Here is a 22,949-nt window from a genome sequence, read left to right as displayed (position 1 = left end):
CTTCGGGATCTCCCTCATGCCCAGCCGAGTTCGGTGTAGGAACGCCCGGCGCGGATGCCGTCGATCGCGGCCCGGGTGTAGGGCACCGTCCGGTCCGGCAGGGCGTCCAGCGGCCACCACGCCCAGCGCACACACCGGTCCGGTTCGAGGATCCGGGGCTCTCCCTCCCAGCGCCGCGCCGCGAAGAACAACTGGAGGCGCGGCTCGGCGCCCTCGGAGTCGAGCACATGCACCGTGTGCACGAGCGTCAGGTCCGTCTCGGCGATGACGAGACCGGCCTCCTCACCGGCCTCCCGCGCCACGCAGGCCCGCACCGATTCGCGCTCCACATGCCCGGCCGGCGCATGCCAGTGCTCCGGCGCGTACGGCACCCCGGGGGCTCGCAGCCCCAGCAGGGTGCGCCCGTCGCGCTCGAGGTAGAGGTGCGCGCCGATCACGTTCTTCACCGCTCCCGCCCCGCCGTGGCGGGAGGGCGCCGGGCGGTCGCCGCGCGGAGCGGGCATACGGGCGTGGTGGGCCAGGATCGCCTCGTACGCCCATGGGCACATGGTCAGTTGCTCCATGGCGGCCACGGTGAACCACCGGAACATGATCCCCTCGGTCACCGGGAGGCTGTCGGCGTCGCCGTCCCACCGGCCCGCGTACACCTGGATGTGCCCCTCCGTCATGTCCGGACCGTGTGCGAGCGTCGTGGTGAACCGGGTCAGGCCGGGGATCACGAGCCCCGTCTCCTCCCGGATCTCACGGGCCACTGCCTCGTCGGGGGACTCCCCGCGCTCGGGGCCGCCGCCGACCAGGGACCACGTGCCGGGATCGCAGATGGGCTTGTGCGCGTCGCGCAGATGCAGCAGGTACTCGCCGCGGCTGTTGACGAGGAGCGCGGCCGTGCCGGTCGGTTCGGTGGATCGGGACGTCTTCACGGTTCACCGCCTGGGAGAGGGCCGGCCCGTCCGGGGAGGGCGGGCGTCCGCCTCAGTGTGCGCAGTGGGGACCGGCACAGGGGCGGGAACAGGACAGCCGGCGGGCCGGACCGGGGTGGGGTGGCCGGAGTGCGACGGCGGGCCGGCCGTGCGAGCGTGTGGTGATGTACCCGGCCCGACCCGCCCCGTCGTTCCCGTGCGGTGCATGAGAACGGGCCCTCCGGGTACTCGTCGATCCCACCGTTCGAAGTCCGGGGGAGCATCCCGTGTTCGAGTGCAATGACATCAGAGAGTGGCGCGGCCGGGACGTGGTCGACGTCGGCGGCGAAAAGATCGGCACGCTGGAGGCCGTCTACGTCGACACGGGCACCGATCTGCCCGCCTTCTGCACCGTGAAGATCGGCCTCCCCACCCGTCATCGCCTGGCCTTCGTGCCGCTGTACGACGCGCGGGTCGGCCCCGACTACGTCCAGGTGGCCGTGGCGAAGAAGCTGGCCAAGAGCGCGCCCTCGATCGACCTCGACGGGGTGCTGCCCGCCGAGGACGAGCCCGCCGTCTTCAAGCACTACGAGATGGACCACCGGACCGGAACCGGCGGCGAACGGCGACTCGCGCGACGCTGACCGGAATGTCACCACGAGTGTGAAGCCCGCGAGAAAGGCACCACGATGTCGACCTTCCTGCTCCTCCTCCTTGTCGCGGTCGTCCTGGGCATCATCGGCGTCGCCGTCGAGGGCCTGTTCTATCTGCTGATCATCGGCGTGGTCGTCTTCCTGGCCGCCGTGCTGTTCCTGGGCCTGCGCATGGGACGGCGTACGGGGCGCAGCCCGCGCTGAGCGAGTCCCGTGCCCGACGGCCGTCAGGTCGCCCGTGGCCCTGGCCGGAGAATGACCCGATCAGGTGATCGCGCCGCACTCGCATCACCCCACGTGACGACTTGCGTACGCTGTGGCGCGCCGGTGCCCACTGGGGGCGGCGGAACGATGGCCACGGGGGTGCCATGGGATTCGGATGCGGGCAGCGCAGACGCGGAGAGCTGCCGGTGGAGCGTACGAGCTTCGTCGGCCGCGTCGAGGAGCTCCGCCTGATCGAAACGGGGTTGGCGGGATCACGACTGGTGACCCTGGTCGGGCCCGGTGGTGTCGGCAAGAGCCGTACGGCGCGCGTGCGGCCGCCGCCGTGCGGAAACGTTTCCCCGACGGAATCTGGCTGGTCGAGCTGTCGTCGCTGCGGGATGCCGAGCTGCTTCCCGCGACGCTCGCGACCGTGCTCGACGCGCCCGAGCAGCTCGGCATGGCGCCGATCGACGCCGTGGTGGCGCATCTGCGGGGGCGACGGCTGCTCATCGTGCTCGACACCTGCGAACACGTGCTCGACGCCTGCGGGATGCTCTGCGACATCCTGCTGCGCGAGGCGGAGGGGGTGAGCGTCCTCGCCACCAGCCGGCAGCCGCTGGACGTACCCGGCGAGCGGTGTGTGCAGCTCGCGCAGTTCGGCACGCAGGACGCCGTGGACCTGTTCGTCGAGCGGGCGGCGGCCGTCGTGCCGGGGTTCGCCGTCACGGCGGACAACCGCGGGCAACTGGCCCACCTCGCCGAGCGGCTGGACGGCATCCCGCTGGCGCTGGAACTCGCGGCCGTACGCCTGCGCGCCGTGCCGCTGCCGGAGCTCGCGGCCCGGCTCGACCGCAGGCTGGACACGCTCACGGCGGGCTGCGCACGGCGTCCCCGCGGCACCAGACGCTGAGGAAGGCGATCGGCTGGTTCGTACGAGCTGTGCACCCGCCGGGAACGGCAGCTGTGGCAGCGGCTGTCGGTCTTCGCCGGTCCGTTCGACCTGGCCACGGTCGAGCAGGTGTGCGCCGACGGCGCGCTGTTTCGCGCGAGGACGTGCTCGAAGCGCTCATCGGGCTGGTCGACAAGTCGGTGGTGCAGCGCCTGGGGGAGCGGGACTCCCGCTCTCCTCACACGTAGAGATCCCGGCGCAGGAGCAGCGGGAGCCGCAAGAGCCTCAGGACCACCCGGAGCGCCCGGAGCAGCCGGAGGAGTCGGTGTGGCCCTCGGCGTAGGTGTACCGACGGCGCCGTCGTCGCCGGGATTTCCGTATACCGACGGCGGCCGGATCGCGGTTGCCGGGGGTCGCGGGGCGGACATGATGTGAACGCCGCCGGGGGTGGCAGAGGTCCGCGGGCCGGCAGTTGCTCCCCCACCTCGACTGTCATGGCGTGGTGCTCGTGCCTTGCTCCTCCCGGCGGCGTGGAGGTGGTGGCTGCCCAGTCGGTGCGGCAGCCGTCACCCTCTTCACGTGCCGTCCGCCCCCGCCGGTGCGGCCTGGCCGGTGGTCAGGGGCAGGGAAGCCGGCTGATGAGGCGGGGCAGGGGGACGGCTGCCCCGGTCGGGGAGTCCGGGCAGAGCCGGGCGCGTGCCGGACGGCCGGCCTCGATGTCCGCGATCAGCTGTTCCAGCGCGGCCGTGGTCCCGTGCGGAGCGGGCCAGCGGCGGTCCAGGGACGCGAGCGTCCTGCGCGCCCGCCGCAGGGCACGGCCCTTGCGGCCCTCCTGGTGATCGGCCAGCGCGAGGGCGTAGCGCGCGACGATGCACGCCCAGTTGTCGATGCGGACCCCTGACTGGGTAAGGGCCCGGCGGGCGGTGTGCCGGGCCGCGCCCGGGGCCTCGCCGGACTGGGCGACGGCCAGGGCCGCCAGACTGACCGCGGTGGAGGGCCCGGCCGGCGCCTGGGCGGGGACGGCGCGTACGGCTTCCTGGAAGTGCTCGGCAGCGGCCGCCGGATCGCCCTGGTGCATGGCGAGCACTCCCTGCACATGGGCGACGCGGCCGACCGTGGCGTCGTCGCCGGCCATGACCGCCGCTGTCCACGCGTGGTGCAGCAGTTCGCAGGCCGCCCGGGGATCGCGTCCCGCGGTCAGCCATGCCTCCAGCCACATGCCCCGTACGACGGCCGGGTGCTCCTCGTGGCACAGCGGCAGCAGCAGTTCGAGATATCGGCGGCCCTCCTCCGCGCAGCCGTACACCGTCCACCAGAACCACAGGTTCACGACGGCCTCCAGCAGCGGGGCCGCCTGGTCGATCTGGTGCGGGACATGGTCGAGCATGGCCACGAGGTTGTCCCGCTCCTCCTGTACGAGCTGGACGGCCTGCGGCTGGCGGCCGCTGTTCCACAGGAACTCGGCCGTCGCCGCCACCCGCCGTCCGTGCATGGCGTGCCGGTCCTTTGCCACGGCCAACTCACCAGCCTGCTCGAGCCGTTCGGTCCCGAAGTCCCGTGCGGCGGGCGCCATGCGGTACCGGGGCTCGCCCATCCCGCCCGGATCGCCGACCGGCTGCAGCACTCCCGTGGCCGCCAGTTCCGCGAGACAGGCGGGCACCTCGTGGGCCGCCACGCTGCCGCCCGCGCACACGAAGGCGGCCGCCGAGGCGTCGAAGGAACCGGCGAAGACACTGGTCCTCGCCCAGACGACCCGTTCCTCCCGGTCGCACAGCACATAGGCCGACGCGACGGCGCGGCGCAGCGAGCGGTGCCGGGGGAGCGCCACCCGGCGGCTGGTCAGCCAGCACTGGTGGTGCCCGAGCAGGCCGGCCAGGTCCTGCGGGTCGCTGCACGCCATCTGCGCCGCGGCCAGCTCGACGGCGAGCGGGAGGCCGTCCACGCTGCGGCAGACGGCCGTCACCGCGTCCAGGTCCCCGTCGGCGACGGTGAAGCCCTCCCGCGCGGCGCGTGCCCTGTCGAGGAACAGTTCCACCGCCGGCGGCGGACCCTCGCGGCCGGCCACCGGCACGGTACTCAGCGGCGCCAGGCGCAGCACCCGTTCGTCGCCGAGCCCGAGAGGTCGCCGCGAGGTGACCAGCACGCGCAGCTGCGGCACGGCGTGCAGCAGGGCCTGCACCAGACCGACGCCTTCCCGGTGCACCGGGTCGACGTCGTCGAGGAACAGCAGCGGCCTTCCCCTGCGCAGCGCGCGCACCACGTCGTCGAGGACGGAGGACTCCGCCGAGCCCGGCCGCGATCCCCTGCCCGTCGCGGCGTGCAGGACCGCGTTGGTCAGCGCGCCGGGCGGGCCGGGCCGGGCGCCGTGCCGCCGCACCCGCAGCACCCGGTCCCAGTCGCCGCGCGTCGTCCCGGTCACGAAGGCGGCCAGGCAGCTCTTGCCCACCCCGACGCAGCCGGCGACGGTGACCAGCCGGGACTCCACCAGAAGGCCGCTCAGACGCGACGCCTCCGCCTCCCTTCCGATCGGGCCACCGGCCACGGGTCCGCTGCCCGCACGCTCTTCGCCGTCCGAGACGGCACCTGTCCACACTTCGCTGCTCCCCGTCGGTCCATCTCGTCGGCCGCAGGCAAGGCCGCCGGCGGCGTCGGCAATCGCGGTGCGGAACCGTCACTGCCGCGACGTCACGGCACCCCCAACGCGCCGGGTGCTCCCCGGGTGTCGCCCATGGGCAACAGATCACACTCCGCAATGACGATTCGAATGGGCGTACAGCGACGGGCGGTTGACCTCCACGGGCGCGGGCCGCGGTGCGCTGTAGGTACGGGCGTGCGGCGTCCGGGCGGCTGCCGCCCGGCGTTCGGGGAGGCGCCGGGGGTTGCGTGCCGGGGCGCGACGGTCGGGCCGCGCCCGCGTCCGGGGCGCTGCGCGTCTACGTATACGCATGGCCGCGCAGCGCCCGCACGGATAGCTGCGAAAGGGGGCCGGCGCCGGGCGCGCGATGCTAGCTTAGGTAAGCCTAACTTGAGGAGATCCGATGGTCTTTGCCAAGGCCCGTCCCGCCGGGCCGAGCAACGCCGAGCGCATCCGCTCCGTCATAGCGGCCGCCGGCTCCCTGAGCCTGACGACCGACGACAACACCTACGACCTGGTCGCGATGCACAGCGTGGACGACTCGGGCCGGCTGCTGCTGCACGCGCCGGCGGACAGCCCGCTGGCCGTCGAAGCCGTGTGCGCCCCCCACGGAGTGCTCGCCGCGCTGCTGGAGTTCACGGACATCGCCCCCGCCGCGGTCCGCGACCGGGTCCGGGCGCGCGTCATCCTCGCCGGCCGGCTCACGCCGTCGGTGACCCAGCCCGTACCCGGAGTCCTGATGCTCCGGCTCGACGCCGCGCGGGCGAGCATCCGGCGGCACGGGCTCGTCGAGCATGTCGGCCCCGACGACCTCCACCGGGCCGAGCCGGACGCGCTGGCGAGCGCGGAGGCCGCGATGCTGAACCACCTCGACGAGGACCACCGGTACGTCGTGGCGCAGCTCGCCCGGCTCGCCGACCCGGAACTGCTGCGCGGAGCCGTGCGCGTCGTGCCGTTCGCGATGGACCGCCACGGGATCACCCTCCGGTGCGAGTACGCCTCCGGGTACGCGGACCGCCGCATCGCGTTCCCGGCCCCGGTGCGGGACGCGGCCGGCGTCGGCCGGCAGGTCGAGGCCCTCCTCGGCCGGGTCCGCGCCCGCGCCCGTGCGCGGCGGCGCTGAACCTGCCCCGCCTGCCGTGCCGAAGGCAGGCGCCCGGGTCAGTGCGGGGGCCGGGCCGCCCGGGCCGTGATCTGAGCGATGCGGCGGGCCGATTCCTCGGGGGAGGCGCCGGGCTGGACGATGTGACTGAGCGTCAGCCGGACGACCGTCTCCACGGCGAGACTGCGCGACTCCGCGTCGATCTCCGGCCAGGCGTCGGCCGCGTACGCGTCGAGCATGTCCGTCGCCGTGTTGAAGACCGGCTCCGGTTTCGTCGTCAGGTACGACAGCAGATCGTCCTCACCGCCGTCGCGGGCGCTGGTGAGCACGCCCTTGATGAGCGCGTTGTCGGCCGCCTGCCGCAGGGTGAAGCCGACCCCGGCCGCGGCGGCGGCCTCCAGGTCCTCACCGTGCGCGTCCAGTTCCCGCTGGATGCCGACCATGAACCGTTCGGCCTCCCGCTCGACGAGAGCACGGCCGATGGCCTCCTTGGAGCCGAACTCGTTGTAGAGGGTCTGCCGGCTGATCCCCGCCCCGCGCGCGATCGCCGCCAGGCGCAGCTTGCCCCAGCCCTCGGCGGCGACGAGTTCATGGGCCGCGTCCAGCACCTGCTCCCGGAGCAGCGACCGGACATTCTCGCGAAAGCGTGTCATCGTGCGCCCCACTCTAGCGATTTCCACGGTCTGCCCAACCCATTGACACTCTCCGGTCCGACTGTCTAAATGCTGGACGTCGGGGCTTGCAGGTGTCGCCTTTTGAAGGTGGGAGCCGAACCATGGAAGGAACGACCGCGGCCGGCGAAGCACGTATCGCCTGGCGCGACCCCAAGCGCTACCTCTGGCTGATCGGCCTGATCGTGCCGATGTTCCCCTTCCTGGCCTGGGGACTGGTGACGGCCACCGGACACGGCGCCTTCTGGTGGACCGGAGTCGTCCTGCTGTACGTGATCTTCCCCGTCGTGGACCATCTCCTCGGCAAGGACTCGGCCAACCCGCCGGACAGCGCGCTGGCCTGGCTGGAACAGGACCGCTACTACCGCTGGTGCATCTTTCTCTACCTCCCCGTCCAGTACACGGGACTGGTCGTGGGCTGCTGGCTGCTCACCCACGGCGGCCTCGGCCTTCCCGACCGGCTGGGCCTCACGATCACGCTCGGCGGCGTCGCCGGCATCGGTATCAACACCGCGCACGAACTGGGGCACAAGAAGGAGTCGGTGGAGCGCTGGCTCTCCAAGATCGCCCTGGCGCAGACGTGTTACGGCCACTTCTACATCGAGCACAACCGCGGCCACCACGTCCGCGTGGCCACCCCCGAGGACCCGGCCAGCGCCCGTCTCGGCGAGTCCTTCTGGCGCTTCCTGCCGCGCACCGTCACCGGCAGCCTGCGCTCCGCCTGGCAGCTGGAGAGGACGCGCCTCGGCCGGCTCGGCAAGGGACCGTGGACGCCGCACAACGACGTGCTCAACGCGTGGGCCATGTCCCTCGTCCTCTTCGGCGCGCTGACGGCCGCGTTCGGACCCGGCATCCTGCCGTACCTCTTCATCCAGGCGGTCTTCGGCTTCTGCCTGCTGGAAGTCATCAACTACACCGAGCACTACGGCCTGCTGCGCGAGCGCACCGCCTCTGGCCGCTACGAGCGCTGCGCACCCCGGCACAGCTGGAACAGCGACAACGTCGCCACCAACGTCTTCCTCTACCACCTGCAGCGGCACAGCGACCACCACGCCAACCCCACCCGCCGCTACCAGGCCCTGCGCCACTTCGACGAGGCGCCCGAACTGCCCACCGGCTACGCGGGGATGATCCTCCTCGCCTACTTCCCGCCGCTGTGGCGCCGCGTCATGGACCCCCGCGTCATGGCCCACTACGACGGTGACGTCACCCGCGCCAACATCCAGCCGTCCAGGCGCCCCGCCGTCCTCGCCCGCTACGGAGACGCCCCATGAGCCGCTACCGCTGCCCCGTCTGCGAGTACGTCTACGACGAAGAAGGCGGCGCGCCCCGCGAGGGCTTCCCGGCGGGCACCCCGTGGCGGCTGGTACCGGACGACTGGTGCTGCCCCGACTGCGGCGTCCGGGAGAAGATCGACTTCGAGCAGCTGGAGAGCGCATGAAGAAGTGGCAGTGCCTGGTGTGCGGGTTCGTGTACGACGAGGCAGAAGGCTGGCCGGAGGAGGGCATCGCGCCCGGCACCCGGTGGGAGGACATCCCCGACGGCTGGTCCTGCCCCGACTGCGGCGCCGCCAAGGCGGACTTCGAGATGACCGAGATCACGCACGCCTGATCCACCGCCGGACCGCCGGGTGTTCCGGCACGGGAGTCACAGGACCCCGACGCCCAGGGGACGTTCGCCCGCCGCCACGCGGCGGGTGTCGCCGGAGGCCAGGTCCACGACCGTGACGCCGTTCCAGTAGCCGTCACGGGTGAAGCCCCCGGTGACGTACGCGGTACGGCCGTCGCGGGAGACGGCGACGTCCTCGTGGGGCCCGTCGAGCGGGACGACGCGCTCGGAGCCGTCCGGGGCGCGCACGGTCAGGGACGGGCCGCGGTCGCGGGCCGGGTCGATCGGGCCGGTGCCGACGACCAGCAGCGTCCCGTCGGCGGTGACCGCCGCACCGTGCTGGTGGGTGCCGGCCGTCATGGGCTCGACACGCGTGGCGCCGGTGCCGGGGTCGAGGACGACGAGCCGCTCACCCTCGAACGGCAGCAGCAGCCGCCCGTCCGAGGGCCGCACGACGGCGTAGTGCGGCTTGAGCCACGAGCCCAGTCCGCCGGCGGTGCCGTACGGCGCGACCTCGATGCGCCGGGTGCCGAGGCCGTCCGTCTCCACCACGGTGACGTCGAAGGAGTCGTGACTGGTCACGTACACCTGGCGGCCGTCCCGGGAGACGTCCACGTCGAACGGGCGGCGGCCCACCTCCGCGACGTCCGTGACCTCCAGCGTGCGGGTGTCGATCACCTCGACCGTGCCGTTGCCGCCGGGCCGGTTCACGCCGACGTACACCTGCCGGCCGTCGGGGGCGAGCGCGATGCCCATGCCGCCGCCGCGGTACTCGCCGTGCCCGGGCTCCCCGATCCCGTCCGTCTCGTACGGGATGCGGGCGGTCCGCCTGCGGGAGTCCGTGTCCACGACGGCGACCCCCTCGGCGGTGGCGACCCAGGCCCGCCCGTCGCCGCCGACGACCAGACCGTACGGCGCGGTGCCGACCTCCACCGAGTCGAACGCGCCCCGGTCCGGATCGGCGAACGTGACGGTGTCCGCGCCGAAGTCGGCGAGCAGGAGCGTGCCGGACGGGGTACGGCCCGACGGCGCGGACCGCTCGGGAGCAGCAGAGGCCGGCTGCCGCTCGGGGGTCTGCCCGTTCACGGTGCACCCGGTGACGAGGACGGCGGCCGCCAGCGCGGCGGCGGCGCGGTTCTTCGGGTGGTTCATGAGCGTCGACTCCGGACAGGGCTCGGGGACCGGGGGAGAGGGCAGCGCCCGCTCTGCGTCCCATCCTGCGGCCGGTTCCGCCGCTTCTCGTCGCCATGGCGGCCCCTCTCGCCGCGCGCAACGGCTGACGGCGGGGTCCACCGATCGGCCGACCCGTGCGGGCCGCGCGTGCGGTAGCCGGGGGTGCGGTAGCCGGGGGTGCGTACCGGCGGTGACGGTACGAAAGAGGGGGCGGGGGCCGCCGGTAGGGTGCCGGATCATGACCGTTGCGCGTTCCGTGGCCCTGTTCGTCGTCGCCGCCCTGTTCGAGATCGGCGGGGCCTGGCTGGTGTGGCAGGGCATCCGGGAGCACCGCGGCCGGCTCTGGACCGGCGCGGGCGTCATCGCCCTCGGCCTCTACGGCGTGGTGGCGACCCTGCAGAGTGACGACAACTTCGGGCGCGTCCTCGCCGCGTACGGCGGAATCTTCGTGGCCGGATCGATCCTGTGGGGCATGGTCGCCGACGGCTACCGGCCCGACCGCTACGACGTGATCGGGGCCCTGGTGTGCCTCGCGGGGATGGCCGTGATCATGTACGCGCCCCGCGGCCACTGACCGGGGCTCGACGCCGCGGTGCCGCGTGCGGCGCGGGCTCCCAGGCTCTCACGCTCTCAGGCCAGGGTCTTCAGACGGGCGTCGAGCGCGTCGACATCGGGCACGAACCAGATGTGGTCGGAGCGGTTCGACTCGTGGACCAGGGCGCGCAGCGCCGAACTGGCCTCGAGGTGGCGGGAGATGTCGCCGACGACGGCCAGGCGGAGCCGGTAGTTGACGAACTTCTGCATGACCTCGCCCGCGAAGCGGGTGCCCAGCGAGAAGAACTGCTCGTCCAGCCGCTCCGCGGGCACGGCCACCATCTCGGCACCGAGGAAGACCGCGCCGATGAGGTCCAGCGCGTCCTGCGTGGTGGCCACCTTGGGCCCCGCCGGATCGCACATCAGGACCTGCACACCGCTCCGCTCCTCCACGACGTCCGTCACTGTGGGGCCCCCGTCCGGTCGATGTGATCGCTGACCTGTCCAACCACAATCTAGACCAGTCCACTTGCCCGGCCTGCCCGCCCGCCTCCCGGGCGGACGTTACCCATCGGTATGCCGTGACTTTTAACACGGGTGGCAGTAGAACGTGTTCCCCTTCAGCCAAGAGTGAGGAATGTCACATGAATCCCTGCCCCAGGCAGGACAAGCCCGTTCGGGGTGTGTCCCGTCGTGACCTCATCACTGGAACCGGTTCCGTTCTCGGCGGCGCACTCCTCGCCGGCGCGACGAGGGCCCACGCCACAACGACCACGGCCGCCACTACCACCGCCGCGCCCATCGCCTCCGGGGCGCACGTCCCGGCACTCGTCGTCGGCACCGGATACGGCGGCTCCGTCGCCGCCTTACGCCTGGCCCGGGCCGGCGTCGAGGTGCACATGGTCGAGATGGGCATGGCCTGGGACACACCCGGCCCCGACGGCAGGATCTTCGCCAACACCACCAGGCCCGACCACCGGTCGTTCTGGCTGCGCACCAGGACCAGACAGCCGCTGAGCAACTTCCTCGGCTTCCCCCTCGACAAGGACGTCCCCCGGTACACCGGGGTCCTGGACGCCGAGGAGTTCGGCGGCATCACCGTCTACCAGGGCCGGGGCGTCGGCGGCGGCTCCCTCGTCAACGGCGGCATGGCGGTCACGCCACGGCGGGAGAACTTCCCTGCCGTCCTGCCCACCGTGGACGCCGACGAGATGTACGACGTCTACTACCCGCGCGCCAACGCCGGGCTCGGCGTCGGCCAGGTGGACCAGGGCTGGTGGGAGAGCACCGACTGCTACCGGTACGCCCGGGTCGGCCGTCAGCACGCGGAGCGCTCCGGCTTCCCGTTCGTCTTCGTGCCCAATGTGTACGACTGGGACTACATGGAACAGGAAGCGGCCGGCGCCGCCCCCCGCTCGGCGCTGGCGGGCGAGGTCCTCTTCGGCAACAACCACGGCAAGAAGACCCTGCGGAAGACGTATCTCGCCCGTGCCCTGGCCACCGGGCGGGTCACCATCTCGCCGCTCCACCAGGTCACTTCGGTCGCCCCGGCGGCCGGCGGCTACACCGTCGGCATCGACCGGACCGACACCACCGGAGCCGTCACGGAGACCAAGACCGTCACCGCGGACAAGGTGTTCTTCGCGGCCGGCAGCGTCGGCACCAGCAAGCTGCTGACCAGGCTGAAGGCCACCGGTGCGCTGCCCGCTCTCAACGACGAGACCGGCAGGGGCTGGGGCGACAACGGCAACGTCATGTGCGGCCGCGCCAACCACATGTGGGACGCGACCGGCAGCCTCCAGTCCGCCATGCCCACGGCCGGCATCGACAACTGGGCCGCCGGCGGGGTGTTCGCCGAAGTGGCGCCGCTGCCGACCGGGATCGAGACCTACGCCTCGTTCTATCTGTCCATCACCAGGAATCCGCACCGGGCCGCGTTCACCTGGAACGCCGCGGCGGGACGGGTGGACCTGGACTGGCGCACCGCGTGGAAGCAGCCGTCGATCCACGCCGCGCGGACCATCTTCGACCGGATCAACGCCAAGGAGGGGACGATCTACCGGACCGACCTCTTCGGCGCGTACAAGATCTGGGGCGACCACCTCACGTACCACCCGCTCGGCGGCGCGGTGCTGGACCGGGCCACGGACAACCACGGCCGGCTACACGGCTACCGGGGGCTGTACGTCATCGACGGCGCGCTGATCCCCGGGAACGCGAGCGTCAACCCGTTCGTCACCATCACGGCCCTCGCCGAGCGGAACATCGAGGAGATCATCGCCAAGGACCTGTGACCGGCCGCGCCGCGCCGGCCCTCAATGCCCGGGCAGGGCGCACGCGGTGTCCAGGCCCAGCACACGGTTGAGACGGCCGAACGCCAGCCAGGAGCCGATGCTCATGCTCAGCTCCACGATCTCGCGCTGGCTGTAGTGCGCGGTCATCCGCGCCCAGAACGCGTCGTCGAGGCCGTGGTGATCCAGGGCGTACCGCTCGGCGTACTCGGCGGCCAGCCTGGTGCGGTCGTCGAAGGCGTCGGTGGTGCGCCACCGGGTCACCGCGTCCGCGAACGAGTCCTCGACCCGCTGCCCGTCGCGATCCGTCCGCCAGTCGAGGCAGAACAGACACCCGTTGATCTGCGCGATCCGCAACCGCGCGGCCTCGAACTCCCGCAGCCCCAGCGTCGTCCGGGCGTAGACCGCCAGGGAGAGGTCCGCGGCGGCGGGCCCGATGCCCGGGACCATCTCGCCCCACACGTACTCGATCGGGTTCCTGCCCTCGGGGACGTCGATGTTCACAGCGGTCTCCTTCCGAGTCGGCCGGCCGCGGGGCGCAGCGGGACGTCGAGCGCGTCGTACAGTCCGGGGCCGGCGTCCACCAGCCAGTCGAGGGCGTTCACCAGCCGGCCCACCGCGGTGGCGTTCCCGCCCGCGGACCGGTTCTCGTCCTCGTCGGTGGCCGAGACCGTCACCTTGATCCGCGGACGGCCCTCGATGATCACCCGGTGGGCGCCGGCGCCGTCGGGCGGCGAGGGCCAGTGGGGCGCGCAGGACGGATGGATACGGGTGATGTGCTCGACGACGATGCGGGGTTCACCGCCGACGACGCCCTGCACCTCGAACCGCACCGCGCCCTGGGTGCCCGCCTCGAACCCGCCCATCGACCGGGTGGTCACCCGGGTGTCCAGCGGGCACCGGTCCACGGTCTCCCGGATCTCGTCCACCTCGGCGCCGAGCGCCCTCGCCATCAGCCGTATCTGCCCGCCCCACACCATGGTCGGGACGGACGGCGCGAGCATCGGCGGCTGGTACGCCATCGGCTGCCCCATGCCGATCAGTTGCCGGACCGAGTCGGGCTGGTCGTACGTGGAGTAGTCGAAGATCTCCTGGCAGCGGACGGCGTCCACCGTGGTGGCGAGCCCGCTGACCAGCAGCGGCAGCACGTCGTTGCCCCAGCCGGGGTCGACGCCGGAGACGAAGAGCGAACCGCCGCCCTCCTCGACCGCGGACAGCACCGGCTCCCGCAGCTCCGGCGGGGCGCCCCGCCGGTCGTAGAGGCCGTACAGCGACGGCGTGACGACCACCGCTCCCGCCCGGATCACCCGCAGCACGTCCGCGAGGGCGTCGTCGGGGCGGAGGTCGCCGGACGCCGCGTACACCACCGCGCGGGGGCGGGCGGCCAGGACCGCGCCGGAGTCGTCGGTGGCCGCGACGCCCAGCTTCCGCCCCAGACCGGCGAGTTCACCCGCGTCCCGGCCGGTTTTCGCCGGGTCGTGGACCACCACGGCCGCCAGACCGAGCGCCGGATGCGCCGCCACGGCGCGGATGGCCGCCCGGCCGACATTGCCCGTACCCCACACCACGGTCGGAATCATGCGGCGGAGGGTAGCGCCGGGGTCCACAGGTTCCCAGAGCCGCGCACCGGGCAATGCGGGCGGCCGCCATGCCGCACCGGGCACCGGCCGGACGGCCGTTCACGCAGATCTGGGGCAGCGGCCACATCGCGGGCGGTCGTCCGACACCAACCGCCAGAAGACTCCCGGCTGTTCCCACCGAACGGCCAAGGAGGATCCTGTGGGCGTACGTCCTTTTTCCCGGCGGCAGCTGCTCGGTCTCGGCGGCGTGGGCGCGGCCGCGCTGATGCTCGGCACCGGCGAGTGGGGCTCCGGCGCGGCCTTCGCCGCCCCGGCCATGAAGAGTGACCCCTTCTCGCTCGGCGTCGCCTCGGGCGAGCCGCTGTCCGACGGCGTGGTGCTCTGGACCCGCCTGGCCCCCGATCCGTTCGCCCAGGACGGCAAGGGCGGCATGCCGGCGAAGCCCGTCCGCGTCCACTACGAGGTCGCCCGGGACGAGCGGTTCCGGCGCGCCGTGCGCCGCGGCAGCGTCGTCGCCACGCCCGAACTGGCGCACTCGGTGCACCCCGAGATCCACGGCCTGGAGCCCGACCGCGAGTACTACTACCGCTTCCGTGCCGGCTCCTACATCTCACCGGCCGGCCGCACCCGGACCACCCCGCTGCCGTGGACGACCCCCAAGGAGCTCAGGTTCGCCTTCGCCTCCTGCCAGGCCTGGCAGGACGGCTACTTCACCGCCTACGAGCACATGGCGGAGGAGGACCTCGACCTGGTGGTGCATCTCGGCGACTACCTCTACGAGTACGGCGTCAAGTCCAACCGGCGCGGTGTGACTACCGACGCCAGGTTCCACACCGAGACCCTCGACCTCGCCCGCTACCGGCTCCAGTACGGCCTCTACAAGTCCGAGGCCCCGCTCCAGCAGGCGCACGCCCGCTTCCCGTGGATCATGACCTTCGACGACCACGAGGTCGAGAACAACTGGGCCGACGGCATACCCGAGAAGGACCAGGACCCGAAGCCCTTCGTCCAGCGCAGGGCCGACGCCTTCCAGGCCCTGTACGAGCACGCGCCGCTGCGCCGTGCCCAGCTGCCCGCCGGTCCCGACGTCCAGATGTACCGCCGGCTCTCCTACGGCCGGCTCGCCGACTTCACCATGCTCGACACCCGCCAGTACCGCGACGACCAGCCCTGCGGCGACGGCCTCTCCGCCGACTGCGCCGACCGCTTCGCCCCGGACCGCACCCTGCTCGGGGCCCGCCAGCGCGACTGGGTCCTCAAGGGGTTCAGCCGTTCGCCCGCCCGCTGGCAGGTGCTCGGCAACCAGGCGCCGATGGGCCAGACGGACCACGACCCGGGCCCCGGCGCGACCGTCTGGACGGACCCCTGGGACGGCTACGTGGCCGAGCGCAACCGCCTGCTCTCCGAGGCCGACGCCCGCGGCGTGCGCAACCTCGTCGTCATCACGGGCGACCGCCACCAGAACTACGCCTGGGACCTCAAGCGCGACTACGCCGACCCGGAATCCGCCACGGTCGGGGCCGAGTTCGTGGGCACGTCCATCACCAGCGGCGGCGACGGCGCCGACATGAACGCCGACGGCACCAAGTTCCTCGCCGCCAACCCGCACATGAAGTTCTTCAACGCACAGCGCGGCTATGTGCGCGTCCATGTCGACCGCGAGCGCTGGACGAGCGACTTCCGGGTCCTGCCGTACGTGACCAGGCCCGGCGCCCCGATCACCACCCGCGCCGGCGTCGTCGTCGTGGACGGCGTCCCGGGCGTCCAGGTCTGACAGCTACACCGACACCGACACACTGACCCGGCACCGACGCCGGCGCCGGCGACGCGCACGGCGAGGAGCCCGGCCCCCGCGCGGGGGCCGGGCTCCTGGGACGCGCTGTGCGCTGCGGCGGTCAGCCCTTGCCGCGGCTCGTGAGGAGATCGCGGACCCGGTCCACCATGCCCATGCCGGGGGCGAGAAGCTTGTTGGCCGGCGGCGTGTCCGGGGTCGAGGGGTGCGGGCGGGTCGGGGCGGTCTCCTTGGCCCGGCGGACCTTCTCTCCCAGTTCCATCAGGAAGTCGGGCTTGCACGACTCGGCGAGCAGCGGGAACAGCCGCTTCTCCTCGTCGGAGACGTGCGAGGTGACCGACGTCTTCAGCTGCGTGATCAGGGTGTCGAAACGGGGGTCGCCCGCGTCGCAGCCCTCCAGCTCCTTCAACAGGCGCTCGACCTCGGCATGGTCGGCGACCTCCTGGTCCGCCAGGTCGTCACCGTCGTCCACGAAGCGGCGGACCGCGGGGTACAGGTACTCCTCCTCGGCGACCGAGTGCCGCACGAGTTCCTTGGTCAGCTCGTCCGCCAGTTCCCGGCGCCCAGGGGCCCCGGGGCCCAACGCGTCGATCTCGGCGAACAGCTGGTCGACCTCGCGGTGGTCGGCCGTCAACTCCTGGATGACGTTTCCGCCGTGTCCCATGTCCTGGCGTCCTCTCTCGCTCGCTGCGAAGAATCCCCCCACGGGCCTGGCTGCCCCGCCTCACCGGCGACCCTAACGCGGGTGCCCGGCTCCGGCGCGCGCACCGGGCGGCGGCCACCTGGTGGATTTCATGACCGGTCCGCGATCTTTTCGCGCGGCGGGTCCGCGCGTGTCAGGCCGCGTCGGGGACGGCGGCGCGGAGTCTCGTACGGAGTTGCTCGGCGTGCAGCTCGGCGACCGGGGCCAGCAGGTCCGGATGGCGCAGCAGCGCGGCCGCCCGCCGGTCGCTCCCGTCGGGCGAGACGAGACGCCGGTACACCCCGGGGACCTCCTCCGCGAGCCCGGCCACCGCGTCGGCGGCGAGCTCCGGGCTGCCGAGCAGACACGCGGCCCAGCTCGCGACGACCTCGTCCACCCAGCTCCGCCACGCATGTTCCTGCGGTGAGTCGCCGCCGGCGTGGCCCGTGTCGCTCAGACCGTCGAGCCTGCCGGAGCCGCCCGGGCCGGCCAGGGCGGCTAGGGAGGCGTCCATCGGCGTCGGATACCGCAGCAGCGCGGCGACCGTGACCGCCTGGCGCGCCTGCGCCTCGCACAGCGCGGACGCCATCGCCCCGCCGACCGCAGGGTAGGCGCGGGTCAGCCAGGTGGTGGTCGCGGCTATGAGCGGCGACAGATCAGCATGCACAGCGGGCCGCCCGTTTCGGAAGAATGGGTGAGGCTTCGAGGGATGGTGAGGTATGGGGAACGGTGAGACCTCAAGGGATGGTGAGGCGAAACTACCGCCGTCGTCCCCAGCGGCAAATGACGTACGTCACGCCCCGGTGCCCCAGCCGGGCCGTGCTACAGCTCGCGGGCGTACGGAGGCTCCGCCCCAGCCTTCGCGCAGGTGAGCGCCGCGGCCCTGGCGGCGAGGCCCAGCACCTCGCGCCAGCCGCCCGGCGACAGCGACGCCACGGCGTCCGGGGACAGCAGGTTCCGCTCGGCCAGGGCGTGCAGGAGTGCCGCGTTCACCGTGTCGCCCGCCCCGATGGTGTCGACCACCTCGACCGGCTCGGCGGGGACGGAGACGGCGGTCCCGCCGCGGGTGAGGACCGTCAGCCCGTCCCCGCCGTGGGTGGTCACGACCGCGGCGGGACCGGCGGTCACCAGCTCCCGGGCGTCGGCGCCGAGCCAGCCGGCGTCCTCCTCGCTCAGCTTGAGCAGCGAGACATGGGGGAGCCAGCTCCTGAACCGGGCCCGGTAGGCGTCCGCGTCCGGGATCAGACCGGGCCGGACGTTCGGGTCCAGCGCGACGAAGACGCCCCGCCCGGCCTCCCGGCGCATCAGCTCCTCGTACGCGCTCGCCCCCGGCTCCAGCACCAGCGAGCAGGTGCCCAGCGACAGGGCGCGGGTGGCGGCGGGCAGCTCGGGCGGCAGCTCGAAGAGCCGGTCGGCGGTGCCCTCCACATAGAAGGTGTAGGCCGCGGCGCCGCCGGCGCCGATCGACGCGACGGCCAGCGTGGTGGGCTCGGGACCGCGCTGCACCAGTTCGAGCCCGACGCCCGCCTCGCGCAGCCGCTCGGTCAGCGACTCGCCGAAGGCGTCGGTGGAGATCCGGGAACAGAACGCGACCCGGGCGCCGAGCCGGCCGAGCGCGATCGCGGTGTTGTACGGGCCGCCGCCCCGGGCGGGCAGCAAAGGTGCCGGCGGCCCGCCGCCGGTCTGCGGCACCAGGTCGATCAGGGCCTCACCGGCGACGACGATCACGGGGGCGTCTCCTTTCACGGGTAGCGAGCGTGTGGCAGTCACGCGGATCATCCGGCGGCGGCGCGGACGACGGCCGCGGCCGCGGGGGCGACGTCGAGGACGGGGGCGGTGGAGCGGGCGGCGCGGCCCAGCATGAAGGCGCCCTCGAGGAGCGCGAGCACGGCGGTCGCCGTCGCGCGGGGCTCGGCGACGCCGCAGGAGCCGTAGTAGCCGGCGAGGGCATCGGTCCAGGAGGCGAACACCTCCGCGGTGGCCAGCCGCAGCGTCTCGTTCGTGCCGGCGACCTCCATGGCGATGGTCGCGATGGGACACGGGTCGGCGAAGTCCAGGTCGAGCAGCGTCTGCGCGGCCCCGGTGAACGCCTGCGCGGTCGTCTCCGCCGGGCCGGTTCCCCGGTCCTGGAACAGCTCGGAGATCAGTCCCAGGTAGGCCGCGCCGGAGGTGCGGACCACCTCCTCGCCCAGCTGCGACTTGCCGCCGGGAAAGAAGTGGTATGCGGAGCCGTAGGTGGCGTCCGCCGTGGCGAGGATCTGCTTCATGCCGGTCGCCGTGTACCCCTGGCGCCGGAAGAGCTCGGTCGCCGCGGTCAGGATGCGCGCTCTGGTATCGCCTGTCGTTCTCATCTCGGCTAGTCTCTCACTAGATCGATCAATCCAATAGGAGGCCGGACAGATGCCGATGTCGGAGATCGAGTTGAGCGCCGGGACCATCGCGTACCGGGACACCGGGGGAAGCGGCGAGGTCGTCGTCCTGCTGCACGGCCTCGCCTTCGACGACTCGGTGTGGGACCGGGTGACGGACGAGCTGAGCGCCGACTTCCGCGTCGTGGTGCCCGTCCTGCCGCTCGGCAGCCACCGCACCCCGATGAACCCCGGGGCCGACGTGTCCGCACAGGGCGTGGCGGACCTGGTGGCCGAGTTCCTGGAACGGCTCGGCCTGCGGGACGTCACCCTTGTGCAGAACGACGCAGGGACGGCCCAACTGCTCGTCGGCGTACGGGACGAGCGGGTCCACCGGCTCGTGCTCACCTCGTGCGAGGCGCTGGAGAACTACCCGCCCGGCGTGCAGGGCAGGACCCTGCAGGTCCTGTCCCGGATCCCCGGCGGCGTCTTCCTGCTGCTGCAGTCCTTCCGGGTGCCCTTCCTGGTCCGGCTGCCGAACGCGCTCGGCGGCATGGCGAAGCACCCCATCTCCTACGCGATGGTCCGCCGCTGGTACGGGCCGCTGCTCACGGACCGGCGGATCCGGCGGGACTTCGACGCCTTCCTGCGCAGCACCCGCAAGGACACCTATCTGCGGGCGGCGGAGCGGCTGCGCGGGTTCCGCGGCCCCGCGCTCGTCGCCTGGGGAGCCGAGGACCGGATGATGCCCCCCGCGACCGGCCGGCGGCTCGCCGACCTGCTGCCCCGCGGCGAGTACGTCGAGATTCCCGGCGCCCGCACCCTCGTCCCGCTCGACAACCCCGGCGCCCTCTGCGCCGAACTGCGCCGCTTCATCAAGGAGTCACCCAACCCACGCCGCGAGGACCCGGCCGGCTGACACAGTGGCCGGGTGATCCCGCGGGACCGCCGTGATCCCGCCCAGCCGCCGTGGAAAGGACGCACTCGCCGATGAGAGCGACGCCGCTGTTGACCGGACTCGACGCACGGCTCCCCGCACTGCGGGAGCTCTACCAGGACCTGCACGCCCACCCCGAGCTGGCGTTCCAGGAGGTGCGCACCGCGGGCGTCGTCGCGAAGCTGCTGCGGGACCAGGGCTGGGAGGTCACCGAACGCGTGGGCGGCACGGGCGTGGTCGGCGTCCTCCGGTCCGCCGCCGGGCCCGTCGTCCTGCTGCGGGCGGACATGGACGGCCTGCCCGTGCTGGAGGCGACCGGGCTGCCCTACGCCTCCACGCGGACCGGCGTCGACGCGGACGGCGCCGAGGTGCCCGTCATGCACGCCTGCGGCCACGACATGCACGTCACCTGCCTGCTGGGCGCGACCGCCCTGCTCGCCGCCAACCGGGACGCGTGGCGCGGCACGGTGGTCGCCGTCTTTCAGCCGGCCGAGGAGGTCAGCGGGGCGCAGGCCATGATCGACGACGGTTTCGCCGAGCGCTTCCCCCGCCCCGACGTGTGCCTGGCCCAGCATGTGGGGCCCATCCCGACCGGCATCGCCGCCACCCGGCCCGGCGCCGTCATGAGCGCCTCCGACAGCTTCTTCGTACGGCTCTTCGGCCGCGGCGGCCACGGGTCCGCGCCCGAGCACACCGTCGACCCGGTGGTGATGGCGGCCGCGCTCGTGATGCGGCTGCAGACCGTGGTGTCCCGCGAGGTGGGGGCGAACCAGGCCGCCGTCGTCACGGTGGGATCCCTGCACAGCGGTACCCAGGAGAACATCATCCCGGACACGGCGGAGATGAAGATCAACATCCGCAGCTCCGACCCGGCCGTACGCACCCGGGTGCTCGCGTCGGTCGAACGGATCGTACGGGCGGAGGCGCTCGCGGCCGGCGCGCCGAAGGAACCGGAGATCACCGCGCTCAACAGCTTTCCCCTCATGCTCAACGACGCCGACGCGACGGCCACCGCGACGGCGGGACTCGAAGCGGTGCTGGGCGAGGCCCAGGTGTGGACGCTGCCGCGACCCATCACCGGCAGCGAGGACTTCGGCGCCTTCGGGTCCTCCATGAAGGTGCCCTCTGTCTTCTGGCACTTCGGCGGCGCGGACCCGGCCCTGTTCCCGGACCCGTCACCGGCCGCGCTGACGGGCGGCGGGCTGCCGCCGGGCGTGCCGTACAACCACTCGCCGCTGTACGCCCCACTCCAGGACCCGACCATCGAACTCGGCGTCCGGGCGCTCCTGGGCGCGGCGGGACAGTGGCTCGTACGCGGGGACGCGGAGTGACGGTGGTCCCGCACAGTGCTCACTGACCCCTGTCGCCTTGCTTGTTCTTGTTCGTAACGGCGGCCTTATGAACATCTATTGACATGTCAGCGCCGGTCCCGCGAGAGTCGTCCCCGCCAGTGATGCCGAATCGCGGACCGAGGAGCGTGCCCTCATGCCTGAAATCCCCGCCGTCTCACGCCGTTTGCTGCTGGGAGGAGCGCTGGCCACCGGGGCGCTGGCGGCCGGCGCCGGCTCCGCGCACGCGGCGCCCCTCGACCGCGGCGCGCCGGCGCCGGCGCCCGCACCGCGGCGGGCGCCGGGCCAGAAGTCCATGATCGACGTGCCCTACGACGTCCACCGGACCGTCCGCGTCGGCGTGATCGGGCTCGGCAACCGGGGCTCCGGGATGAGCCGTGGCTGGTCCGCCGTCCCCGGCTGCACCGTGACCGCCGTCTGCGACATCCGCGCGGACCGGGCCGGGCGCACCGCCGACCGGCTGGCCGCCGACGGGAAGCCGCGCCCCGCCGAGTACGGCGGCTCCGACGAGTCGTACGCACAGCTGCTGCGGCGTGACGACATCGACCTCGTCTACATCGCCACGCCCTGGGAGTTCCACTACCGCCAGGGCAAGGACGCGCTGCTGGCCGGCAAGCACGTCATCGTGGAACTGCCCGTCGCCACCGAACTGGACGAGTTGTGGGACCTCGTGGACACCTCGGAGCGCACCCGCCGCCATCTGATGCTCGCGGAGAACTGCTCCTACGGGCGCAACGAGCTGGCGATGCTGAAGATGGCGCACGAGGGCCTGTTCGGCGACGTCACCAACGGCCACGGCGGCTATCTGCACGACCTGCGCGCCCTGCTCTTCTCCGACACGTACTACACCGACGCCTGGCGGCGCCTGTGGCACACCCGCAGCACCGCCTCCTTCTACGCGATGCACGGTCTCGCGCCGGTCGCCGCCGCCATGGACATCAACCGCGGCGACCGCATGACGGTACTGCGGGCCACCGCGACCGAGCCCAAGGGACTGGCCGACTACCGCGAGCGGTTCGTCCCGAGGTCCCACCCCTCGTGGAACGAGACCTACATCAACGGCGACCTGGTCACCTGTCTGATCGACACCGCGAAGGGCCGGGTCATCAGGGCCGAGCACGACGTCAGCTCGCCCCGCCCGTACAGCCGGATCAACAGCCTGGCCGGCAGCCGCGGCATCTTCGAGGACTACGCGGGCGTCATGGCGACCGGCGGTGGCCGCATCTACGTCGAGCCCGACCACAGCGGCCACGCGTGGAGGTCGTTCGACGCGTACCGCAAGGAGTTCGACCACTGGCTGTGGAAGAAGATCGGCGACGACGCCGCGAACAACGGCGGCCACGGCGGCATGGACTACGTGCTGCAGTGGCGCACCGTCCAGCTGATGCGGGCCGGACTCGTCCCCGACATCGACGTCTACGACTCCGCCGCCTGGTGCGCGCCGGTGCCGCTGAGCGTCAAGTCCCTCGCGGCGGGCGGCCGTCCGGTCGAGATCCCCGACTTCACCCGGGGCTCCTGGGTGAATCTGCGCATGGGCCTCGACTCCCGCACCTCCGAGATGCCCCCCGTCGCCTGAGCACCCTCACCCGCCCCCGACCGAAG

General features: G+C 72.7%; 23 protein-coding genes and 1 pseudogene. 13 read left to right on the top strand and 11 right to left on the bottom strand.

Annotated features, from left to right (window positions below; all coding sequences use genetic code 11):
* Positions 1–14: 14 nt before the first annotated feature.
* Positions 15–920, bottom strand: a complete 906-nt coding sequence (locus tag ACWD01_RS15010; RefSeq protein WP_451161769.1) for an NUDIX hydrolase — start codon at positions 918–920, stop codon at positions 15–17.
* 266 nt (positions 921–1,186) lie between these two features.
* On the opposite strand from ACWD01_RS15010, the gene ACWD01_RS15005 reads away from it, so the two are divergent.
* The 3 genes and pseudogenes from ACWD01_RS15005 to ACWD01_RS14995 all read left to right on the top strand — a co-directional run.
* Complete coding sequence (locus ACWD01_RS15005) at positions 1,187–1,543, top strand: PRC-barrel domain-containing protein (protein ID WP_451161767.1); 357 nt, start codon at positions 1,187–1,189, stop codon at positions 1,541–1,543.
* 45 nt (positions 1,544–1,588) lie between these two features.
* Positions 1,589–1,756 (top strand): hypothetical protein, encoded by a 168-nt coding sequence (locus ACWD01_RS15000; RefSeq protein ID WP_451161765.1) that lies wholly within the window; start codon positions 1,589–1,591, stop codon positions 1,754–1,756.
* Positions 1,757–1,920: 164 nt separating this feature from the next.
* A pseudogene (locus ACWD01_RS14995) lies at positions 1,921–2,878 on the top strand (ATP-binding protein); the annotation flags it as partial.
* Between the two features lie 383 nt (positions 2,879–3,261).
* Here the strand turns inward: ACWD01_RS14995 and ACWD01_RS14990 are convergent.
* Positions 3,262–5,238, bottom strand: coding sequence for an ATP-binding protein (locus tag ACWD01_RS14990; protein WP_451161763.1), 1,977 nt, complete (start codon positions 5,236–5,238; stop codon positions 3,262–3,264).
* A gap of 445 nt (positions 5,239–5,683) precedes the next feature.
* On the opposite strand from ACWD01_RS14990, the gene ACWD01_RS14985 reads away from it, so the two are divergent.
* The gene (locus ACWD01_RS14985) at positions 5,684–6,403 is read left to right on the top strand and encodes a DUF2470 domain-containing protein (RefSeq protein WP_451161761.1); all 720 of its coding nucleotides are present in this window, start codon (positions 5,684–5,686) and stop codon (positions 6,401–6,403) included.
* Between the two features lie 38 nt (positions 6,404–6,441).
* On the opposite strand, the gene ACWD01_RS14980 is transcribed toward ACWD01_RS14985, so the two are convergent.
* Complete coding sequence (locus ACWD01_RS14980) at positions 6,442–7,035, bottom strand: TetR family transcriptional regulator (RefSeq protein WP_451161759.1); 594 nt, start codon at positions 7,033–7,035, stop codon at positions 6,442–6,444.
* 122 nt (positions 7,036–7,157) lie between these two features.
* Here ACWD01_RS14980 and ACWD01_RS14975 point away from each other — a divergent pair, with 122 nt between their 5' ends.
* The 3 genes from ACWD01_RS14975 to ACWD01_RS14965 are packed head-to-tail and all read left to right on the top strand — an operon-like array spanning position 7,158 to position 8,664.
* Positions 7,158–8,327 carry an alkane 1-monooxygenase gene (locus ACWD01_RS14975; protein WP_451161757.1) on the top strand — a complete coding sequence of 390 codons (1,170 nt, stop codon included), beginning with the start codon at positions 7,158–7,160 and terminating at the stop codon, positions 8,325–8,327.
* Positions 8,324–8,494 (top strand): rubredoxin, encoded by a 171-nt coding sequence (locus tag ACWD01_RS14970; protein ID WP_451161755.1) that lies wholly within the window; start codon positions 8,324–8,326, stop codon positions 8,492–8,494. The genes ACWD01_RS14975 and ACWD01_RS14970 overlap by 4 nt, the downstream gene beginning before the upstream one ends.
* Positions 8,491–8,664: a rubredoxin gene (locus tag ACWD01_RS14965; RefSeq protein ID WP_451161753.1), complete on the top strand. Its 174-nt coding sequence runs from the start codon at positions 8,491–8,493 to the stop codon at positions 8,662–8,664. Before ACWD01_RS14970 ends, ACWD01_RS14965 begins: the two co-directional genes overlap by 4 nt.
* A gap of 36 nt (positions 8,665–8,700) precedes the next feature.
* Here ACWD01_RS14965 and ACWD01_RS14960 read toward each other — a convergent pair whose 3' ends face one another.
* Positions 8,701–9,813, bottom strand: coding sequence for a hypothetical protein (locus ACWD01_RS14960; protein WP_451161751.1), 1,113 nt, complete (start codon positions 9,811–9,813; stop codon positions 8,701–8,703).
* A gap of 259 nt (positions 9,814–10,072) precedes the next feature.
* Here ACWD01_RS14960 and ACWD01_RS14955 point away from each other — a divergent pair, with 259 nt between their 5' ends.
* A complete protein-coding gene (locus ACWD01_RS14955) occupies positions 10,073–10,408 on the top strand; it encodes a YnfA family protein (RefSeq protein WP_451161749.1) in 336 nt (111 codons plus the stop codon).
* Positions 10,409–10,464: 56 nt separating this feature from the next.
* Here ACWD01_RS14955 and ACWD01_RS14950 read toward each other — a convergent pair whose 3' ends face one another.
* Positions 10,465–10,833: a DUF4180 domain-containing protein gene (locus ACWD01_RS14950; RefSeq protein ID WP_451161747.1), complete on the bottom strand. Its 369-nt coding sequence runs from the start codon at positions 10,831–10,833 to the stop codon at positions 10,465–10,467.
* Between the two features lie 179 nt (positions 10,834–11,012).
* Here ACWD01_RS14950 and ACWD01_RS14945 point away from each other — a divergent pair, with 179 nt between their 5' ends.
* A complete protein-coding gene (locus tag ACWD01_RS14945) occupies positions 11,013–12,662 on the top strand; it encodes a GMC oxidoreductase (RefSeq protein ID WP_451161745.1) in 1,650 nt (549 codons plus the stop codon).
* Positions 12,663–12,683: 21 nt separating this feature from the next.
* Here ACWD01_RS14945 and ACWD01_RS14940 read toward each other — a convergent pair whose 3' ends face one another.
* Both ACWD01_RS14940 and ACWD01_RS14935 read right to left on the bottom strand, forming a co-directional pair.
* Positions 12,684–13,163, bottom strand: coding sequence for a carboxymuconolactone decarboxylase family protein (locus ACWD01_RS14940; RefSeq protein ID WP_451161743.1), 480 nt, complete (start codon positions 13,161–13,163; stop codon positions 12,684–12,686).
* Positions 13,160–14,239, bottom strand: a complete 1,080-nt coding sequence (locus tag ACWD01_RS14935) for an NAD(P)H-dependent amine dehydrogenase family protein (protein ID WP_451161741.1) — start codon at positions 14,237–14,239, stop codon at positions 13,160–13,162. Before ACWD01_RS14935 ends, ACWD01_RS14940 begins: the two co-directional genes overlap by 4 nt.
* A gap of 265 nt (positions 14,240–14,504) precedes the next feature.
* Between ACWD01_RS14935 and ACWD01_RS14930 the strand changes: the two genes are divergently transcribed.
* Positions 14,505–16,013 (top strand): alkaline phosphatase D family protein, encoded by a 1,509-nt coding sequence (locus ACWD01_RS14930; protein WP_451161915.1) that lies wholly within the window; start codon positions 14,505–14,507, stop codon positions 16,011–16,013.
* A gap of 121 nt (positions 16,014–16,134) precedes the next feature.
* Here the strand turns inward: ACWD01_RS14930 and ACWD01_RS14925 are convergent, their stop codons facing one another.
* The 4 genes from ACWD01_RS14925 to ACWD01_RS14910 all read right to left on the bottom strand — a co-directional run bounded on the left by ACWD01_RS14925 (position 16,135) and on the right by ACWD01_RS14910 (position 19,064).
* Positions 16,135–16,695, bottom strand: a complete 561-nt coding sequence (locus ACWD01_RS14925; protein WP_451161739.1) for a hemerythrin domain-containing protein — start codon at positions 16,693–16,695, stop codon at positions 16,135–16,137.
* Between the two features lie 172 nt (positions 16,696–16,867).
* On the bottom strand, positions 16,868–17,380 hold the full coding sequence (locus tag ACWD01_RS14920; protein WP_451161737.1) for a hypothetical protein: 513 nt from the start codon (positions 17,378–17,380) through the stop codon (positions 16,868–16,870).
* Between the two features lie 155 nt (positions 17,381–17,535).
* Positions 17,536–18,441, bottom strand: coding sequence for a carbohydrate kinase family protein (locus ACWD01_RS14915; protein WP_451161735.1), 906 nt, complete (start codon positions 18,439–18,441; stop codon positions 17,536–17,538).
* A 47-nt stretch (positions 18,442–18,488) separates the two neighbouring features.
* Positions 18,489–19,064, bottom strand: a complete 576-nt coding sequence (locus ACWD01_RS14910) for a TetR/AcrR family transcriptional regulator (RefSeq protein ID WP_451161733.1) — start codon at positions 19,062–19,064, stop codon at positions 18,489–18,491.
* A 55-nt stretch (positions 19,065–19,119) separates the two neighbouring features.
* Between ACWD01_RS14910 and ACWD01_RS14905 the strand changes: the two genes are divergently transcribed.
* The 3 genes from ACWD01_RS14905 to ACWD01_RS14895 all read left to right on the top strand — a co-directional run bounded on the left by ACWD01_RS14905 (position 19,120) and on the right by ACWD01_RS14895 (position 22,923).
* On the top strand, positions 19,120–19,980 hold the full coding sequence (locus ACWD01_RS14905; RefSeq protein ID WP_451161913.1) for an alpha/beta fold hydrolase: 861 nt from the start codon (positions 19,120–19,122) through the stop codon (positions 19,978–19,980).
* A gap of 71 nt (positions 19,981–20,051) precedes the next feature.
* Complete coding sequence (locus tag ACWD01_RS14900) at positions 20,052–21,329, top strand: amidohydrolase (protein WP_451161731.1); 1,278 nt, start codon at positions 20,052–20,054, stop codon at positions 21,327–21,329.
* A 154-nt stretch (positions 21,330–21,483) separates the two neighbouring features.
* Entirely contained in the window at positions 21,484–22,923 is a 1,440-nt protein-coding gene (locus ACWD01_RS14895) for a Gfo/Idh/MocA family protein (RefSeq protein WP_451161729.1), read from the top strand.
* The last annotated feature ends 26 nt before the right edge of the window (positions 22,924–22,949 follow it).

This window comes from Streptomyces sp. NPDC002835, from assembly GCF_053591995.1.
This window is presented reverse-complemented; position numbering and strand designations above follow the sequence as displayed.

What these genes read in the sequence shown, in the direction of transcription:
- ACWD01_RS14900 (WP_451161731.1), top strand. Translation starts at nt 20,052, where the DNA reads ATGAGAGCGACGCCGCTGTTGACCGGACTCGACGCACGGCTCCCCGCA.
- ACWD01_RS14985 (WP_451161761.1), top strand. Translation starts at nt 5,684, where the DNA reads ATGGTCTTTGCCAAGGCCCGTCCCGCCGGGCCGAGCAACGCCGAGCGC.
- ACWD01_RS14935 (WP_451161741.1), bottom strand. Translation starts at nt 14,239, where the DNA reads ATGATTCCGACCGTGGTGTGGGGTACGGGCAATGTCGGCCGGGCGGCC.
- ACWD01_RS14965 (WP_451161753.1), top strand. Translation starts at nt 8,491, where the DNA reads ATGAAGAAGTGGCAGTGCCTGGTGTGCGGGTTCGTGTACGACGAGGCA.
- ACWD01_RS14895 (WP_451161729.1), top strand. Translation starts at nt 21,484, where the DNA reads ATGCCTGAAATCCCCGCCGTCTCACGCCGTTTGCTGCTGGGAGGAGCG.
- ACWD01_RS14925 (WP_451161739.1), bottom strand. Translation starts at nt 16,695, where the DNA reads ATGGGACACGGCGGAAACGTCATCCAGGAGTTGACGGCCGACCACCGC.
- ACWD01_RS14975 (WP_451161757.1), top strand. Translation starts at nt 7,158, where the DNA reads ATGGAAGGAACGACCGCGGCCGGCGAAGCACGTATCGCCTGGCGCGAC.
- ACWD01_RS14910 (WP_451161733.1), bottom strand. Translation starts at nt 19,064, where the DNA reads ATGAGAACGACAGGCGATACCAGAGCGCGCATCCTGACCGCGGCGACC.
- ACWD01_RS15000 (WP_451161765.1), top strand. Translation starts at nt 1,589, where the DNA reads ATGTCGACCTTCCTGCTCCTCCTCCTTGTCGCGGTCGTCCTGGGCATC.
- ACWD01_RS14930 (WP_451161915.1), top strand. Translation starts at nt 14,505, where the DNA reads ATGCTCGGCACCGGCGAGTGGGGCTCCGGCGCGGCCTTCGCCGCCCCG.
- ACWD01_RS14905 (WP_451161913.1), top strand. Translation starts at nt 19,120, where the DNA reads ATGTCGGAGATCGAGTTGAGCGCCGGGACCATCGCGTACCGGGACACC.
- ACWD01_RS14980 (WP_451161759.1), bottom strand. Translation starts at nt 7,035, where the DNA reads ATGACACGCTTTCGCGAGAATGTCCGGTCGCTGCTCCGGGAGCAGGTG.
- ACWD01_RS14970 (WP_451161755.1), top strand. Translation starts at nt 8,324, where the DNA reads ATGAGCCGCTACCGCTGCCCCGTCTGCGAGTACGTCTACGACGAAGAA.
- ACWD01_RS14960 (WP_451161751.1), bottom strand. Translation starts at nt 9,813, where the DNA reads ATGAACCACCCGAAGAACCGCGCCGCCGCCGCGCTGGCGGCCGCCGTC.
- ACWD01_RS14945 (WP_451161745.1), top strand. Translation starts at nt 11,013, where the DNA reads ATGAATCCCTGCCCCAGGCAGGACAAGCCCGTTCGGGGTGTGTCCCGT.
- ACWD01_RS14955 (WP_451161749.1), top strand. Translation starts at nt 10,073, where the DNA reads ATGACCGTTGCGCGTTCCGTGGCCCTGTTCGTCGTCGCCGCCCTGTTC.